17 protein-coding genes are annotated in these 16,175 nt (G+C 61.8%); 4 read left to right on the forward strand and 13 right to left on the reverse strand.

All coding sequences use genetic code 11. From position 1 onward, the window contains the following. Nucleotides 1–15 precede the first annotated feature (15 nt). From plsX to J2045_RS13600, 3 genes are all read right to left on the reverse strand, one after another. Nucleotides 16–1,062 carry a phosphate acyltransferase PlsX gene (gene plsX, locus J2045_RS13590; protein WP_307373579.1) on the reverse strand — a complete coding sequence of 349 codons (1,047 nt, stop codon included), beginning with the start codon at nt 1,060–1,062 and terminating at the stop codon, nt 16–18. A 101-nt stretch (nt 1,063–1,163) separates the two neighbouring features. Next, nucleotides 1,164–1,724: a YceD family protein gene (locus tag J2045_RS13595; RefSeq protein ID WP_307373582.1), complete on the reverse strand. Its 561-nt coding sequence runs from the start codon at nt 1,722–1,724 to the stop codon at nt 1,164–1,166. A 64-nt stretch (nt 1,725–1,788) separates the two neighbouring features. Then, nucleotides 1,789–2,328 carry a ubiquinol-cytochrome C chaperone family protein gene (locus J2045_RS13600; protein ID WP_307373585.1) on the reverse strand — a complete coding sequence of 180 codons (540 nt, stop codon included), beginning with the start codon at nt 2,326–2,328 and terminating at the stop codon, nt 1,789–1,791. A gap of 241 nt (nt 2,329–2,569) precedes the next feature. Between J2045_RS13600 and J2045_RS13605 the strand changes: the two genes are divergently transcribed. Further along, nucleotides 2,570–3,073, forward strand: a complete 504-nt coding sequence (locus tag J2045_RS13605) for an outer membrane protein assembly factor BamE (RefSeq protein ID WP_307373903.1) — start codon at nt 2,570–2,572, stop codon at nt 3,071–3,073. Nucleotides 3,074–3,166: 93 nt separating this feature from the next. Here the strand turns inward: J2045_RS13605 and J2045_RS13610 are convergent, their stop codons facing one another. The 4 genes from J2045_RS13610 to ribH form a co-directional block, all read right to left on the reverse strand. Further along, on the reverse strand, nt 3,167–5,305 hold the full coding sequence (locus tag J2045_RS13610; protein WP_307373587.1) for a sodium-translocating pyrophosphatase: 2,139 nt from the start codon (nt 5,303–5,305) through the stop codon (nt 3,167–3,169). Between the two features lie 154 nt (nt 5,306–5,459). Continuing rightward, nucleotides 5,460–6,686, reverse strand: a complete 1,227-nt coding sequence (locus J2045_RS13615; RefSeq protein ID WP_307373589.1) for an MFS transporter — start codon at nt 6,684–6,686, stop codon at nt 5,460–5,462. A gap of 10 nt (nt 6,687–6,696) precedes the next feature. Continuing rightward, nucleotides 6,697–7,176, reverse strand: a complete 480-nt coding sequence (gene nusB, locus J2045_RS13620) for a transcription antitermination factor NusB (protein WP_205911289.1) — start codon at nt 7,174–7,176, stop codon at nt 6,697–6,699. Between the two features lie 3 nt (nt 7,177–7,179). Next, complete coding sequence (gene ribH, locus J2045_RS13625; protein WP_307373592.1) at nt 7,180–7,638, reverse strand: 6,7-dimethyl-8-ribityllumazine synthase; 459 nt, start codon at nt 7,636–7,638, stop codon at nt 7,180–7,182. Between the two features lie 325 nt (nt 7,639–7,963). On the opposite strand from ribH, the gene J2045_RS13630 reads away from it, so the two are divergent. Continuing rightward, the gene (locus J2045_RS13630) at nt 7,964–8,326 is read left to right on the forward strand and encodes a hypothetical protein (RefSeq protein ID WP_307373594.1); all 363 of its coding nucleotides are present in this window, start codon (nt 7,964–7,966) and stop codon (nt 8,324–8,326) included. 232 nt (nt 8,327–8,558) lie between these two features. On the opposite strand, the gene ribD is transcribed toward J2045_RS13630, so the two are convergent. The 6 genes from ribD to J2045_RS13660 all read right to left on the reverse strand — a co-directional run bounded on the left by ribD (nt 8,559) and on the right by J2045_RS13660 (nt 14,321). Next, nucleotides 8,559–9,647: a bifunctional diaminohydroxyphosphoribosylaminopyrimidine deaminase/5-amino-6-(5-phosphoribosylamino)uracil reductase RibD gene (gene ribD, locus J2045_RS13635; RefSeq protein ID WP_307373596.1), complete on the reverse strand. Its 1,089-nt coding sequence runs from the start codon at nt 9,645–9,647 to the stop codon at nt 8,559–8,561. A gap of 4 nt (nt 9,648–9,651) precedes the next feature. After that, complete coding sequence (nrdR, locus tag J2045_RS13640; RefSeq protein ID WP_166601165.1) at nt 9,652–10,128, reverse strand: transcriptional regulator NrdR; 477 nt, start codon at nt 10,126–10,128, stop codon at nt 9,652–9,654. A 12-nt stretch (nt 10,129–10,140) separates the two neighbouring features. Further along, complete coding sequence (gene glyA / locus J2045_RS13645) at nt 10,141–11,430, reverse strand: serine hydroxymethyltransferase (RefSeq protein WP_307373598.1); 1,290 nt, start codon at nt 11,428–11,430, stop codon at nt 10,141–10,143. A gap of 180 nt (nt 11,431–11,610) precedes the next feature. Beyond that, the gene (locus J2045_RS13650; protein ID WP_307373600.1) at nt 11,611–12,942 is read right to left on the reverse strand and encodes a L,D-transpeptidase family protein; all 1,332 of its coding nucleotides are present in this window, start codon (nt 12,940–12,942) and stop codon (nt 11,611–11,613) included. 299 nt (nt 12,943–13,241) lie between these two features. Continuing rightward, nucleotides 13,242–13,751 carry a transcriptional regulator LdtR gene (gene ldtR, locus J2045_RS13655; RefSeq protein WP_102021346.1) on the reverse strand — a complete coding sequence of 170 codons (510 nt, stop codon included), beginning with the start codon at nt 13,749–13,751 and terminating at the stop codon, nt 13,242–13,244. Nucleotides 13,752–13,883: 132 nt separating this feature from the next. After that, nucleotides 13,884–14,321: a DUF6163 family protein gene (locus J2045_RS13660; RefSeq protein WP_166601172.1), complete on the reverse strand. Its 438-nt coding sequence runs from the start codon at nt 14,319–14,321 to the stop codon at nt 13,884–13,886. Nucleotides 14,322–14,512: 191 nt separating this feature from the next. On the opposite strand from J2045_RS13660, the gene hemB reads away from it, so the two are divergent. Both hemB and J2045_RS13670 read left to right on the forward strand, forming a co-directional pair. Beyond that, the gene (hemB, locus tag J2045_RS13665) at nt 14,513–15,529 is read left to right on the forward strand and encodes a porphobilinogen synthase (RefSeq protein ID WP_307373603.1); all 1,017 of its coding nucleotides are present in this window, start codon (nt 14,513–14,515) and stop codon (nt 15,527–15,529) included. Between the two features lie 70 nt (nt 15,530–15,599). After that, nucleotides 15,600–16,058: an RDD family protein gene (locus J2045_RS13670; RefSeq protein WP_307373605.1), complete on the forward strand. Its 459-nt coding sequence runs from the start codon at nt 15,600–15,602 to the stop codon at nt 16,056–16,058. Nucleotides 16,059–16,175: the final 117 nt, after the last annotated feature.

Below are 16,175 nucleotides of genomic sequence, written 5' to 3' on the forward strand. Positions count from 1 at the left end.
GAAGTTTCCTACCTTTCACGCCGCTTCGGGGCCGGCCGGAGACGGGTGCCGCGCGTGATATTTTTTCAAGTCGTTTTCGATCTTCTGCGTGAGACCGTTCCGAGCCATGTCATAGCCCACGTCCAAAGCTGCCGCAAAGCCCTCGGCATCTGTGCCGCCATGGCTCTTGATGACGATGCCGTTCAGGCCGAGGAAGACGCCGCCATTGACCTTGCGCGGGTCCATCTTCTCGCGCAGGCGATCAAAGGCGCCCTTGGCAAGGATATAGCCAAGCTTGGCCATCCAGGTGCGCGACATGGCCGCGCGCAGATATTCCGCGATCTGCTTTGCCGTGCCTTCCGCCGTCTTCAGCGCAATATTGCCGGTGAAGCCTTCGGTCACCACAACATCAACGGTGCCCTTGCCGAGGTCGTCGCCTTCGACGAAGCCGTAGTAGTCGATCGTGTCGAGACCCGCTTCGCGGATCAGGCGACCGGCTTCCTTGACCTCTTCCTGACCCTTGATCTCTTCCACGCCGACGTTGAGCAGACCGACCATGGGCTTTTCGATTTCAAACAGGGCACGTGCCATGGCACCGCCCATAACAGCGAAATCGAGCAATTGCTGGGCATCGGCACCGATGCCGGCGCCGACATCGAGCACGATGCTTTCACCTGACAACGTCGGCCAGATCGCCGCGATCGCGGGGCGCTCGATGGTCGCCATGGTGCGCAGGCAGAACTTGGCCATGGCCATCAGCGCGCCGGTGTTTCCGGCCGATACGGCAACATCGGCCTGGCCGGTCTTCACAGCCTCGATCGAACGCCACATGCTGGAGACGTAGCGACCACGGCGAAGCGCCTGGCTGGGCTTCTCGTCCATGGTGACCGAGACATCGCAGTGATGAAAGGTGGATCTTTCCTTCAGCTTCGGAAACTGCGCGAGGATCGGCAGGCAGCGTTCCTGCTGGCCGTAGAGAAGGAAGGTTACATCGGGATGACGCTCGAGTGCCTTGGCAGCACCGGGGATGACGACTTCGGGACCGAAGTCTCCACCCATGACGTCGACAGAAATTCTGATCACTTAGACCTGACCCTTCTTCATCGCTGGCCAGCGATATTTTCGGCCAAAATACCGCTTTTCATTCGGCATACAACCCACCCGCAGGTGCAGATGGGGGATGATCAATCCTTTTTCCAGTCCTTCAGCACAGCAAAGGGCGACGGCTTCTTGTCCTCTTCGGCCTTGCTTTCGATATGTCCGGAAAAGGCAACGCCTTCCTTTTTCGGATAGGGGTCAATGTCGAGGGCTGCGAATTCGGCGACGAGAGCGCCAGCGTCGATCGTGTCGCCGGTGAACTGTTCGGGAAGATCCGGACCATCGGGATCGAGCACCATCTCGCCGGCGCCATCGAGCACGATGCGGGCAAGCTTGGAGCCCTCCGGCACGAAGATCTGGTCGATCTCCTGGTCGATATGCGAGACCACGGGCTCCAAGGTCACCACGCAGGCCTGAACCAGTTCGCCAGAGACATGCCCCTTGATCCGCACGCCGTCCTTCTTCCAACGGGCGATCTGCAGATCGGCCGAGAGCCGGTTGACCGCTTCAACTTGCCAGAGATCCGCAAGGCCTGCGCGCTCGCGCTCGTCGGCCTCCACATGCACCTGCACCGGATTGGCCGAGATGTGGCCGACCTTCACGAGATAGCTGAACTCGCGGCTGTCCCTGGTTTCTTTGCTCGTCATGTCATCTGTTCCTCGTTTTGCCGTCCGGCCCGATGCGTCTGCGCCCTAAGGCGACCAACGCCGATCAGGCAGCCGGGACGGCAATGCGGGCCATGCCCGTCTCGATGTCGTTTTCATCCACGGCGCCAAGCGCCTGTTCGGCCGCAAACATCCACTCGGCCAGCGCCTGCATGGAGGGTGCCGCCTCGCCTTCTTCGGGATGAATGTTGCGCTTCAGCGCGGCTTCGAGCGCCCCTCGGTCGTTGCGATCCAGGGCGCCAGCATAGGATTCCAGCCGGCCGTAATACATGCCGGCCAGCTTCTTCATGCGCTTCGGCACACCGGGATCGCCGACGCCCAGTTCGCGGATCGAATGGTCGACGTCCTCGAAGAAGGCATCAATGATGTTCTGGGCGATCTCCTGGCCGCTGCGCGGAGACTTCGCGGTGCGGCGGAAATACAGAATCAGCATGATTGTCAGCATCTCGAAGCGGCCGATCACGGTGTCGGGCACACGCATGTCGAGATAGAAGGCGGGCGTGCGTGCAGCCGCCGTCAGCGCGCCATACTGGCGCTCGACGATCACCTGATTGTTTCTTTTCTGCCGAAAGAAGCCGAATACCATCCAATATCACCAAAAAGAGCCGACCGGAGTGGTGAGCCAGAACGTGGCCGTGTTGCATGATTGCGAAAGCTGGTTTACCGAAGCAGACGTGAATTGCAATGCCGATATCCGGCAAGGATGCCGCATCGCGCGGCAGATTGACCGACAAATCGGCAGTTCTGGCCATCGCGGCAGCTTTCCCCGGAAAGGCCACAATGCTATGCGCAGAAGCAAGCGGCATCGCGAGGTGCCATCGACAGTCATGGGAGACGTTTGCGTGGACATTCGGATTTTCAAGTCGGACAGGAAGTTCCTGAGCACGACCGCACTTGCTCTTGCCGTTACCCTCGGCCTCTCTGCCTGCCAGACCTCGGAGGTCTTCCACAATGGTTACGTCGTCGATCAGGCTGCACTTGATCTCGTGCCTGTCGGCTCCAGCCGCGAGCAGGTGCTGCTCTCGCTCGGCACACCGTCGACCACGGCCACGTTTGACGGTGAGGTGTTCTACTACATCTCCCAGAAGCGCACCCGCAGCGTTGCCTTCATGAAGCAGCGCCTCGTCGACCAGCAGATCCTGGCGATCTATTTCGACAAGGACGGCATCGTCACGCAACGCGCCAACTACACCCTGCAGGACGGCAAGGTGTTCGATACGATTTCCCGCACGACCCCGACCGGCGGTCGCGACCTCACCTTCCTGCAGCAGCTGCTGGCTGGCGGCGGCGGTGCGGCCAACAGCGTCCGCAACATTCTCGGCGGCCAGTAAGGCCGCCCCCCCAGGACTTTACCGTCCACCGGAATGCAGACATGAAAAGACCGCGGAAGTTGCCTTCCGCGGTCTTTTTCTTTGCGTGATGCCTCAACCGGCCAAGACAGCCAGAAGCAGGAGCGCCACGATGTTGGTGATCTTGATGGCGGGGTTCACGGCCGGACCGGCCGTATCCTTGTAGGGGTCACCCACGGTGTCGCCGGTGACGGAGGCCTTGTGAGCGTCCGAACCCTTCAGGTGCTTCACGCCATCCTTGTCGATGAAGCCGTCTTCGAAGCTCTTCTTGGCATTGTCCCAGGCACCACCACCGGAGGTCATGGAGATCGCGACGAACAGGCCGTTGACGATGACGCCGAGCAGCGAGGCGCCAAGCGCAGCAAAGGCGGACGCCTTGGAGCCGGAAATCAGGAGCACGCCGAAATAGACGACGAGCGGCGCCAGAACCGGCAGCAGCGAGGGAATGATCATCTCCTTGATCGCGGCGCGGGTCAGGATGTCGACCGCCCGGCCATAGTCCGGCTTTTCGGTCCCCTGCATGATGCCCGGCTTCTCGCGGAACTGCCGGCGGACTTCCTCGACGATAGAACCCGCCGCACGACCAACGGCCGTCATGGCGATACCACCGAAGAGATAGGGGATCAGGCCGCCGAAGATCAGGCCTGCAACGACATAAGGGTTGGAGAGATCGAAGGAGATCGGCCCCATGTCGGCAAAGTAAGGATACTGCGCGCTGTTGGCAGCAAAGTAGGCCAGGTCGTTGGAATAGGCCGCAAAGAGGACCAGGGCGCCGAGACCGGCTGAGCCGATCGCGTAGCCCTTGGTGACTGCCTTGGTGGTGTTGCCGACAGCGTCGAGCGCGTCGGTCGACTTGCGCACTTCCGGCGGCAGGTGGGACATTTCAGCAATGCCGCCTGCATTGTCAGTAACCGGGCCGAAGGCGTCGAGGGCGACGATCATGCCGGCGAGGCCGAGCATGGTGGTGACGGCGATCGCCGTGCCGAAGAGGCCGGCAAGCTGGTAGGTCGAGATGATGCCGCCGACGATGACGATGGCCGGAAGGGCCGTCGATTCCAGCGAGACGGCAAGACCCTGGATGACGTTGGTGCCGTGGCCGGTGACCGATGCCTGGGCGATCGAATTGACCGGGCGCTTGTTGGTGCCGGTATAGTATTCGGTGATCACGACGATCAGCGCGGTCACCACGAGGCCGAGAATGCCGCAGATGAACAGGTTCACGCCGGTGATCTCCATGCCGGCAACAGTGCCGATGGTGCCCCAGCCGATGGTGAGCGACGTGGCGAGCGCCAAGCCAGCGACGGACAGAAGGCCGGTGACGATCAGGCCCTTATAGAGCGCACCCATGATCGACCCGCTGGTGCCCAGCTTGACGAAGAAGGTGCCGATGATCGAGGTGATGATGCAGGCGCCGCAGATCGCGAGCGGGTAGATCATCGTGATGTCGAGCACGGCCGAACCCGCAAAGAAGATCGCGGCAAGAACCATGGTGGCGACCACCGAGACGGCATAGGTTTCGAAGAGGTCGGCGGCCATGCCGGCGCAATCGCCGACGTTGTCGCCAACGTTGTCGGCGATCGTGGCCGGGTTGCGCGGATCGTCTTCCGGAATACCGGCCTCCACCTTGCCGACGAGGTCCCCACCAACGTCAGCGCCCTTGGTGAAGATACCGCCGCCGAGACGGGCGAAGATCGAGATCAGCGAGGCGCCGAAGCCGAGCGCAACCAGCGCATCGATGACTTCACGCGAGCCGCTTTCGTGTCCCAGGATCGCGGTCAGGATGTAGAAGTAGATGGAGACGCCGAGCAGGGCGAGGCCCGCAACCAGCATGCCGGTGATGGCGCCGGACTTGAACGCAATGTCCAGGCCGGCCGCAAGGCTGTGGGACGCGGCTTGCGCGGTGCGCACATTGGCGCGGACCGAGACATGCATGCCGATGAAGCCGGCGGCACCCGAAAGCACGGCGCCGATCAGGAAGCCGATTGCAGCGGTGCCGGACAGGAGAAACCAAGTCCCGACAAAAACGACGGCGCCGACGATCGCGATGGTCAGGTATTGCCGAGTGAGGTAAGCCTGAGCACCCTCGCGAATATAGCCTGCAATTTCCTGCATTCGGGCATTGCCCTGGTCCGCTGCCAGCACCGAGCGCGTCGCCCAGACCGCGTAGACCACGGACAGAAGCCCGCATAAAATTACGCCTAGAAGAACCGTCATTCGCAATACCCTCCCGTATTGCCCGCGCCTCACTCATCGCGGGCCGTGACTCGCAGACTCAGGCCCCCTCCTCCGAGACCTCGTCAACGCGAGGCGAGATTGCGTCGCGCTTTTCATCGCGTCAAGTACGCATATTTCGCAGTATTGCGGGAACTCAGGCGGGTTTGCGGGCGGCTGCACGGAGCTGGAGAAGCACCAGGATCAGGCAGAGGATCGTCACCGGCCATATGACCAGATTCATCACCGACCAGCCGAAGGCGGTAAAAACCTTGCCGGAGGAGAAGGACGAAAGTGCCACCGTCGAAAACAGGATGATGTCGTGGAAACCCTGAACCTTGTCGGCCTCGGCCGGGCGGTAGCTCGAAGCCACGATAGCAGTCGCACCGATGAAGCCGAAGTTCCAGCCGATGCCGAGCAGTACGAGCGCGCCCCAGAAATTCCAGAGCGCGATGCCCCAATGGGCAACCACGGCGCAGGACATCAGGATCAGCAGGCCGGCGGCCACGACCTTTTCCGCGCCGAAGCGGGTGATCAGAACGCCGGTGAAGAAGCTCGGGGCGAACATAGCGATCACGTGCCACTGGATGCCGAGCGTTGCGAGTTCCGAAGAGAAGCCGCAGCCGATGACCATGGCGAGCGGGGCACCGGTCATCATGAACGTCATCAGGGCGTAGGAACTGATGCCGCAGATCATGCCGGTCATGAAGCGCTGGGTCATGACGATTTCGCTGAGCGGCCGCGTCGGTCCGCTCGCTTCCGCCTTCTTTTCGGCGATGGTCGGCAGCTTCAGAAAAAAGAGGACGGCAATCGCGCAGAGCAGCAGCGGCACCATGCCGAGAAAGGCACCGGCGAAGGTCACGGGCGCCAGCGCATCCTTCAGCCAGATCGCGATCTGCGGGCCGGCGATGGCGGATATGATGCCGGCTGCCAGGATCCAGGAGATCGCCTTGCCCTTGTAGAAGCTCGGCGAGGCATCGGCCGCGGCGAAGCGGATCTTCTGGGTGAAGCCGCCGGAAATTCCCATCAGCAGCAGCGAGAAGGCAAAGAGCCAGAAGTTGGACTGAATGAGGGAGAAGGCGGCAAGCGCGCTGCCGAGCGCGCCCATCAGCGCACCGACCATGAAGCTCTCGCGACGCCCGAGAACACGGGAGGCCGCCGCCACCACGATTGCGCCAACGGCCACGCCAACGTTGAAACCGGTCAAGGGCGCGGTCGCCAGCGACTTGTCAGCGCCGAGCATCTGGAAGCCGGCAAGGCCGCCGACCGCGAAGGCCAGAGGTGGTGCAGAGCCCAGGATCGCCTGGGCCACTGCGAGCAGACCGACGTTACGCTTGGCTGTCGAAAGTTGTCCGTCCAGCCCTGCTCCCGTCGTCGCGTCCATCTGCCTATTCCTATTTCTGCGCCGGGGCGCGAACCTGCTTTGCAATGCGGTCGAGAACGGCGTTGACCAGCTTCGGCTCGTCGTCCTGGAAGAAGGCCTGAGCGATCTCGACATATTCCGTTACAATAACGGCGATGGGCACATCCTTGCGCTCGATCAATTCGAACGTGCCGGCACGCAGAATGGCGCGGACCGTGCTGTCCATGCGCGACAGCGACCAGTCGTCCTGCAGTGCGCCGCGGATCATCGGGTCGATCTTCGCCTGGTCGCGGACGACACCGGCAACGATCGAGCGGAACCAGGAGGCGTCAGCCTTCAGATAGGTTTCGCCATCGACTTCCTGGCCGAGGCGATGCGCCTCGTATTCCGCCACCACTTCGAGCACGCCGGAGCCGGCGATGTCCATCTGGTAGAGAGCCTGGACAGCCGCGAGGCGCGCTGCGCCACGCTGGTTGGCCGGTTTCACTGGATGCTTGCCTTCGTCCGACATCACTCAGCCACCCAGTTTCTTCTTCAGTTCGATCATCGAGAGTGCCGCACGGGCCGCAAAGCCGCCCTTGTCCTTCTCGCTGCGCTTGACGCGCGCCCAGGCCTGTTCATCGTTCTCGACGGTCATGATGCCATTGCCGATCGGCAGCGATTCCGAGACCGCGAGGTCCATGAGGGCCCGCGAAGATTCATTGGCGACGATGTCGAAGTGATAGGTCTCCCCACGGATCACCATGCCAAGCGCGATGAAGCCGTCATACTGCGTGCCTTCGTCATCCATGGCATCCAGCGCCATGGCGATGGCCGGCGGGATTTCCAGCGCACCCGGCACCGTGATGACGTCGAAGGTCGCGCCAGCCTCCTGCAGCGCGTGTTTCGCGCCGTCCAGCAGGGCGTCCGACATGTCGTCGTAGAAACGTGCCTCGACGATCAGCAAATGCGGCGCAGCCGTCTTGTTTCCCATGGTCCGATCCGATCCTGAATGTGATTGCGGCCTCTGGCCGACAGAAACGCGGTCAAACCATGCCGTACCTCGGAAGGCAAGTGTTTTTGCGAAAGGGCGGGCATGCGGGCAGCGGGAGGCGCCTGGACCGCAAACCGGCATCGCTCGCGTCGCATTGTTCCACTCGCGCTAAAGCAGGCGAAAATCGGGCATGCCTCGTGACAAATCTTTAATGAAATTCAGAGGCTTAAGGTCTGGTTTTCGCCACAAACCGACACCAACTTCAGTCTTGCAAGCGAGCGACGGAATCCCCCGCCATCGCAACTTCCTCGAAAGGAACAGGACAATGAATCGCTTCGCAACCATCCTCAGCGCCTCTGCCTTGTCGGCCATTGCCTTCGGTGCCGAGAGCCTCGCCGCGGTGCCCGCCTTCGCCGGTTCGGCCGAAAGCAAGATTGAAAGCACCATTCAGACCATGTCCGGAAATGACTTCGACGTGGTCCAGATCGACAGCCTTCAGAAGGGCGACCCGGCCCATGATCGCTTCGGCAGTGTCGAGCCGACGTCAGAGGAGGCCCGCCTCGTGCAGGCGTCGGTGATCGCCAATCGTCCGCTGGCCCAGAAGCTCGAAAGCCAGAAGGTCGAGCTGACGAATATCGTCGGTGCCGAGCAGGCCGCCGATGGCGGCATCACCTTCTACGTCCGCTGATCCGTTCTTCTGCCTCCCCCCAGTCCCGGACTTGCCCCCGCGCCCCAGGCCCGGGGGCTTTTTCATCGTTCGGAACCTTTTGCGAAGGCGGAATGTTTTCCAAGGTGAAAGGTGACCGAACAGGATCGCCTAAACAGCGAAGAAAACAGGAGGCACCCATGAGTCGCGGCATACTTCTCTGGCTGATCGGCATACCGATCCCCCTCATCATCCTCATCCTGCTGTTCTGGAGCTAGACCCATGCAGAGGCCGGGAGGCGTTCGAAAATCTGCAGACGATCAGCGCCGACATTGCGCGTTTCAAGCCGCACAAAACCCGCCGGAAGGCGTGTTGCGGTGATCGGAGACGCGATGCCGTCAGGGCCAATGGTCATGGCGGCGTCGTAGAGATGGATGCGATCGACAAGCCCGCGCGCAAGGAGGTCCGAGGCGACGCGCGCGCCGCCTTCGACCATCAGCGACGAGATTCCGCGCTGTGCGAGAAGCGAGAGAAGATCCTCGATCCCGGCAACCTCGACCGTTTCGACACCCCTCTCCTCGAGCGCCTTGCGATTGCCATTGGCGCCGGGCGAGATGGCCAGCAGCAGGGGGACACGCCCCACCCCCGCGACCAGTTTTGAACCGGGCTGCAATTCGGCCCGGCGGTCCAGAACGACACGCAGGGGCGATGCCGTCTCCAGCCCCGGCAGCCGGACCGTCAGTTCCGGATCATCGGCGAGCGCGGTGCCGATACCGACCAGGATCGCGTCACATTCCGCGCGAAGGCGATGCACAGCCTCGCGGGCTTCACTGCCCGTGATCGCAACCTGTCCCGCGCCCTTGCGGCCGAGCATGCCATCTGCAGAAACGGCAAGTTTCAGAGTCACTTGCGGACGACCCTTCGTCTGACGTGTGAGATAGCCGCCCATGGCACGCCGGGCGTCTTTCTGAAGAACGCCGATCGTCACCTCAATATCTGCATCGGCAAGAATCTTCAGTCCCCGACCGGAGACACGCGGATCCGGATCGGCGACAGCGACCACGACACGGGAGATGCCCGCGGCAACGATGGCATTGGCACAGGGTGGCGTCTTGCCGTGATGAGAGCAGGGTTCAAGCGTGACATAGGCCGTCGCGCCCCTCGCGTTGTCTCCGGCCTCTGCAATCGCCTGGGGTTCGGCATGGGGCCGCCCGCCGAGCGCCGTTACTCCGCGCCCCACGACCTCGCCGCCCTTGACGATCACACATCCGACGGAGGGGTTGGGACCTGTGCGGCCGAGATGGCCGAGGGAGAGCTCGATCGCCTCCCGCATGAACCGTTCGTCGCGGGCGGTGATGGACACGAGATCAGTCCGCCGTGCTGTCGCGGGAGATCTTGGCGTTGATCTCGGAGATCACGTGTTCGAAATCCTCGGCATGGCTGAAATCGCGATAGACAGACGCGTAACGCACAAAGGCGACGTCATCGAGGGTCTTCAGGGCCTCAAGCACCTGCAGGCCAATCTCCTCGGAGGAGATCTCGGTCTCGCCGGAGCTTTCCAGTCGACGCACGATGCCGGACACGGCACGCTCGATGCGATCGCTATCCACCGGGCGCTTGCGCAGTGCGATCTGGAAGGACCGCACCAGCTTGTCGCGATCGAACGGCGCCTTGCGGCCGGTCTTCTTCAAGACCATCAGCTCACGCAGTTGCACGCGTTCGAAGGTGGTGAAGCGCCCCCCGCAATCCGGACAGATGCGCCGCCGGCGGATGGAGGTGTTATCCTCCGCCGGTCGCGAGTCCTTGACCTGGGTTTCATCCGATCCGCAGAAGGGGCAGCGCATCAGCCTAATGCCTTACATGTAGGGGTACATCGGGAAGCGGTCCGTCAGGGCCACGACCTTGTCCCGCACCGCAGCCTCGACAGCAGCATTGCCCTCATCCGAGTTGGCGACCTTCAGACCATCGAGGACCTCGACGATCAGGTTGCCGATTTCGGTGAATTCGGCTTCCTTGAAACCGCGGGTCGTGCCGGCCGGTGTGCCGAGACGGATACCGGAGGTGACGAAGGGCTTTTCCGGATCGAAGGGGATGCCGTTCTTGTTGCAGGTGATGTAGGCGCGGCCGAGGCCGGCTTCCGCACGCTTGCCGGTGGCATTCTTCTTGCGCAGGTCGACCAGCATCAGGTGGTTGTCGGTACCGCCGGAGACGATGTCGAGATTGTGCTTGATCAGCGTCTCGGCGAGAACCTTGGCGTTCTTGACGACCTGAGCGGCGTAGTCCTTGAACTCCGGCTGCAGCGCTTCACCGAAGGCAACGGCCTTGGCGGCGATGACATGCATCAGCGGACCACCCTGGAGGCCCGGGAAGACCGCAGAATTGAACTTCTTCGCCAGATCCTCGTCATTTGTGAGGATCATGCCGCCGCGCGGGCCACGCAGCGACTTGTGGGTCGTCGAGGTCGCGACATGGCAATGCGGGAACGGCGACGGATGCTGGCCACCGGCGACGAGACCGGCGATGTGCGCCATGTCGACCATGAGATAGGCGCCAACAGAATCGGCGATTTCGCGGAAGCGCTTCCAGTCCCAGGTGCGGGAATAGGCGGTGCCGCCGGCAATGATCAGCTTCGGCTTGTGCTGTTCGGCCTTCTTGGCAACGTCTTCCATGTCGAGCTGGTGGTCGTCTTCACGCACACCGTAGGAGACGACGTTGAACCACTTGCCGGACATGTTGACCGGCGAACCGTGGGTCAGGTGACCGCCCGAGTTCAGGTCGAGGCCCATGAAGGTGTCGCCCGGCTGCAGGAGCGCGAGGAAGACGGCCTGGTTCATCTGGCTACCGGAATTCGGCTGAACGTTGGCAAAGTTGACGCCGAAAAGCTTCTTGGCTCGCTCGATGGCGAGCTCTTCCGCGATGTCGACGAACTGGCAGCCGCCATAGTAGCGCTTGCCCGGATAGCCTTCCGCATACTTGTTCGTCATGATCGAGCCTTGGGCTTCGAGCACGGCGCGAGAGACGATGTTTTCAGACGCGATCAGCTCGATTTCGTGGCGCTGGCGACCAAGTTCCTTCTCGATCGCACCGAAAATCTCCGGGTCTGCATCGGCGAGAGAACGAGAAAAGAAGGCATCGTTGTTCGACATGATCGCTGGCTCCTCAAAAGCGTTTGATGCTGTGGGGTCTTAAACTTCCGCAGTCACGAGAGCAATACGGAGAACGACATTTGCGGATCAATTGGCGCGCTTGGGCGAATGGCCGCAGCCTCGAAGCAAAAAGCCGCGCACGAGGCGCGGCTTGACACAGGATCGGCTGCCAAAGGTCGATTACTGGAGCGGAACAAAGTCCTCGTCGACCGAGCCGGCGAACTGTTCGACACCAATATTCGCCTGCAGCGCCAGCTGGGCGTCGCCGTCCTTCTGATAGATGTCATCACGGAACTGCACGATGTTGTCGCTCGTCGACCAGCCGGTGATGTAGACGATGTAAACCGGCACTTCCTCGGCCAGCTTGATCGGATTGTTCTGGCGGGTCGTGATGACACGCTCGATTTCCTGGCGCGACCAGTCGGGCGTGTCGCGCAGCAGCCAGGTCACCAGGTCGCGCACGTTCTGAACGCGGATGCAGCCGGACGATTCGAAGCGCATCAGCTTGTTGAACAGGCCCTGCTGGGGCGTGTCATGCATGTATTCGTTGTTCGGGTTGTGGAAGTTGATCTTAGTCGACGCCATGGCGTTAATCTTGCCAGGATCCTGACGGAACATCAGGTTCGGTGCCTTTTCGGCGTTCCAGTCGACCGTTTCCGGTGCCACTTCATTGCCGTTGCCATCGAACAGACGGATGCTGTTGCGCGTCAGGTAGGTCGGATCCTTGCGCATCAGCGGCACGATGTCCTTCTCGACGATCGAGCGCGGCGCGGTCCAATAGGGGTTGAGGATGACCTCGTAGATCTTGGAATTGATCATGTGGGTCGGACGGTCGATACGGCCGACGACGGCGGTATTGCGCAGCGCGACGCGGTCGTTCTCGACGGCCTCGACAGAGGCGCCAGGCACGTTGACCAGGATATAACGGCGACCGAGGTCACCCGACATCGACTGCAGACGAATGAGGTTGGTGTTCAACTGGTTGAGGCGAACATCCGCGCCGACGTTGAGCGCCTTGACGGTGAACTCGCCGAGCACGCCGTCTTCCGGAAGGCCGTGGCGGGCCTGGAAGCGCTTGACTGCGCCTTCGACGTAGGAATCGTAGGAATTGGACATGCCGGCTTCACGCGGCAGGTCGCCCGAGATCATCAGACGCTGGCGCAGGCTCTGGACCACGGCATCGGTCGCGCCGATGCGCAGGGCCGCCGGCGGATTGATCGTAGGCCAGCCGCCATTCGACACAATCATCTGATACTGGCTGATCGCCTGCTGCATGTAGATCAGGTTGCTGGCGCTCAGGATCGGCGTATTGGAAACGACGCCGGCAACCGTGCGCGAGGCCTGGGCGTCGAACTGGTCGTCCCAGTTTCCGCGACGAGGGGCGTTGATCAGGTCGTTGATCGCATCCTGAGCGAAAGCCGGTCCGACCATCGCTGCAGCACCGGCGGCAGCGGCTGCACCACGCAGAAGCGATCGGCGCGAAAGATCAACAATTCCAGACTTCTTGGACATATTTCCTACCGTTTCATCCTGAACCTGAACCAAACGCATACCGCGCCATGGTTAACAAAGCGCCGCCATGAAGGCTGAAACACGCGTTGCTGGGTCGATCGGAGGCTGTCGAGACGCCCCCGTTGCTCGTTCCGGCGGTCCCATATCAATATGGCCAATTCGTGTCACCTGGGGTCGGCTTCACGGGAGTGTGTAGGCCCCGGCGCGTGTCGTGAGGGTCAGAACGCGAAAACCGGAGGCTTCGCAAGAAGCATCCGGTTTCGAGCGGTGGATCGCTTTGGAGGTCGTCTAATAAAGCCTCAGAGGCGATACAGGATCTGGTCGTTCCAGAAGCGGTCGAGACGCTGCAGGAGCTTGTTCATCTGGGTGAACTCGTCCGTGCCGATGCCGCCGACCTTCTGGATCGAGCCGATGTGGCGCTCATAGAGCTTGGCAACGGTTTCGGCGATCTCCTGGCCGGCATCCGTCAGGCTGATGCGGACCGAGCGGCGGTCGACGCGCGAGCGCTGGTGGTTGATGAAACCGAGGTCGACGAGCTTCTTGACGTTGTAGGAGACGTTCGAGCCCAGATAGTAACCACGCGAGCGCAGTTCACCGGCGGTCAGTTCCGAATTGCCGATGTTGAAGAGCAGGAGCGCCTGGACGGCGTTGATGTCGGAGCGACCCTTGCGGTCGAACTCGTCCTTGATGACGTCGAGAAGGCGGCGGTGAAGACGCTCGACGAGGTGGAGGGATTCGAGGTAAAGCGAACGGATCGCTTCTTCCTGCGGGTCGAGAGTGGCCGGCTGCGGCTTGAGCTTGGTGTTCATATCGGTCTGCCTCACTGTTTTGTTTGGCGGTGTTGGTTTTTTCTCCCGCCTTGGTGAGGACCGTATCCAATGCGCATAAAATTCTATTTAAAACGCAGGCTTAACAGAGGCTTACCAGAGCCTCTCCTGCGATCAGGGTAAATCAACCGTTATACCCTGCTGCTTGTGTCTCCCTTCGAGCCACAACGCCAGGCGGAAGATCACATAGACGACGAAGACCGCCGAATGCATGGTGACCGCGAGCATGTTGCGCCCGAAGATCTCCGGCCAGACCGTGAACATCAGCACCTGTCCTCCGGCGGCGAGAAGCCACATCACGGGGCCCCAGGAGCCCGCAAGCCAGAGCCCGAGGGCTGCAACAGGAAAGACGACGGCAAGCCCCGTGGCCGCCACCCGCCAGGGGGTGGACAGAAGGTCGAACCGCCCAAGACCGTTGTGGCTATAACCCACCAGCAGTGCCCAGTATTGCAGGCCGAACCAAAGGCAGGCCAGTGCCACGACGCGCAGGAACAGGACGAAGATGGCCTCCGTCAGGCTGCGTATGGGCGTGTTCGGCGAATCAGCTTCCATGCCGGCGAGGATAGGCCGGGGGCAACGCATTAGCCAGCGTGACCGGCGCTCCCTCCCCTGCCGATCGTCATCATGCCCACGCTGAACGATGCCCCCGTCCTGGTTCCGGCCAGCGCCCGGCCTGGCTCAACGCTTTTGCAAGAAGGAAGCATCGTGCTAATCAGCAGCAAAGACAGACGAGGATCAGACCCATGACGGACAGGACACATCTCGTAGACGCGGTGACGGGCCACAGGCGCATGCGCCGGTTGCGCAAGGCCGACTGGCAGCGCCGCATGGTCCAGGAGAACCGCCTGACGGTCGACGATCTGATATGGCCGATCTTTGTCGTGCCGGGCGCCGACATCATGGAACCGATCGCCGCCATGCCGGGCGTGTGCCGTATGAGTGTGGACAAGGCCGTGGAAGCCGCCCGGGAAGCGTCCGACCTCGGCATCCCGGCGCTCGCCACGTTCCCGAACATCGAGCTATCGCTGCGGGACGAAACCGGCTCGCAGATCCTTGCAAGCAACAACCTGATCAACCAGACGACGGCTGCGATCAAAAAGGCCGTACCCAATATCGGCATCATCACCGACGTCGCGCTCGACCCGTTTACCAGCCACGGCCATGACGGCATCCTGCGGGATGGGGAAATCGTCAACGACGAGACGGTGGACCAGCTCGTCAAGGCGGCGATCGCCCAGGCAGATGCCGGCTCGGACATCATCGCCCCCTCCGACATGATGGACGGGCGCATCGGTGCCATCCGGCGCGGGCTGGACGCAGCCGGTCATCAGGACGTCGGCATCATGTCCTATGCGACGAAGTTCGCCTCTTGCCACTACGGTCCGTATCGCGAAGCGATCTCGACGAGCGGGCTTCTGAAGGGCGACAAGAAAACCTACTACATTGATCCGGCCAACGGCACGGAGGCAGTTCGAGACGCCGCCCTCGACGTCGAGGAAGGTGCCGACATGCTGATGGTGAAGCCCGGCCTGCCCTATCTCGACATCTGCTGGCGGATCAAGGAGGCCTTCGGGCTTCCGGTCTTCGCCTACCAGGTCTCTGGCGAATACAGCCAGATCAAGGCTGCCGCCGCCAATGGCTGGATCGACGGGGAAAGGGCGATGCTGGAAACCCTGCTCTGCTTCAAGCGGGCCGGCTGTGACGGCATCCTCACCTATTTCGCACCCGAAGTGGCGCGCCTGCTCGCCAAGCGGGGCTGATCTTCACGGATTATTGTATTCGGCATCGGGCTCCCCATATCAGGACCAGAACCTCAAAGGAGCCCGACATATGAGCCTCGACAGCAACCCGTCCTATGCCGCCCCCGAAGACTGGCGCGCCTATAGCGGCGTGCTTTCCCGGCGTGTCTTCGCCTTCCTGGTCGATTATCTGTTCATCGGGCTTCTTTGGATCCCGGCAGCAGTGGTCGTGTTTTTCCTCGGCATCCTGACGCTCGGGCTCGGCTGGCTGCTCTATCCTATCCTGTTCTTCGTGGTCGCTGGTCTCTATTTCGGCATGTCGCTTGCCGGCCCGTCCCAGGCGACGCCCGGCATGCGGATGATGGGCATCGCCATGGTGCGCCTCGACGGTCGCAAGCTCGACTTCGTCACGGCAATCGCACATCTCGCCCTGTTCTGGATCCTGAACTCGGTGCTGACCCCGCTGGTTCTGCTGGCAGGCCTGTTCATCGAGCGCTCGCGCCTCGTGCATGACCTGCTGCTCGGTACCGCCGCCGTACGGACTTACTGATCCCACATCCATTTTCGCGACAGAATGCACTCCGGCCTTGCAGCCGGAGTGTTGACCTTTTTCATTCTTGCGCCATCCTAGTCTCAGACAGACATTGCTAGAGGATTCTCTTCAGCG

The organism is Peteryoungia aggregata LMG 23059 (assembly GCF_030814435.1).
Taxonomy (GTDB): domain Bacteria; phylum Pseudomonadota; class Alphaproteobacteria; order Rhizobiales; family Rhizobiaceae; genus Allorhizobium; species Allorhizobium aggregatum.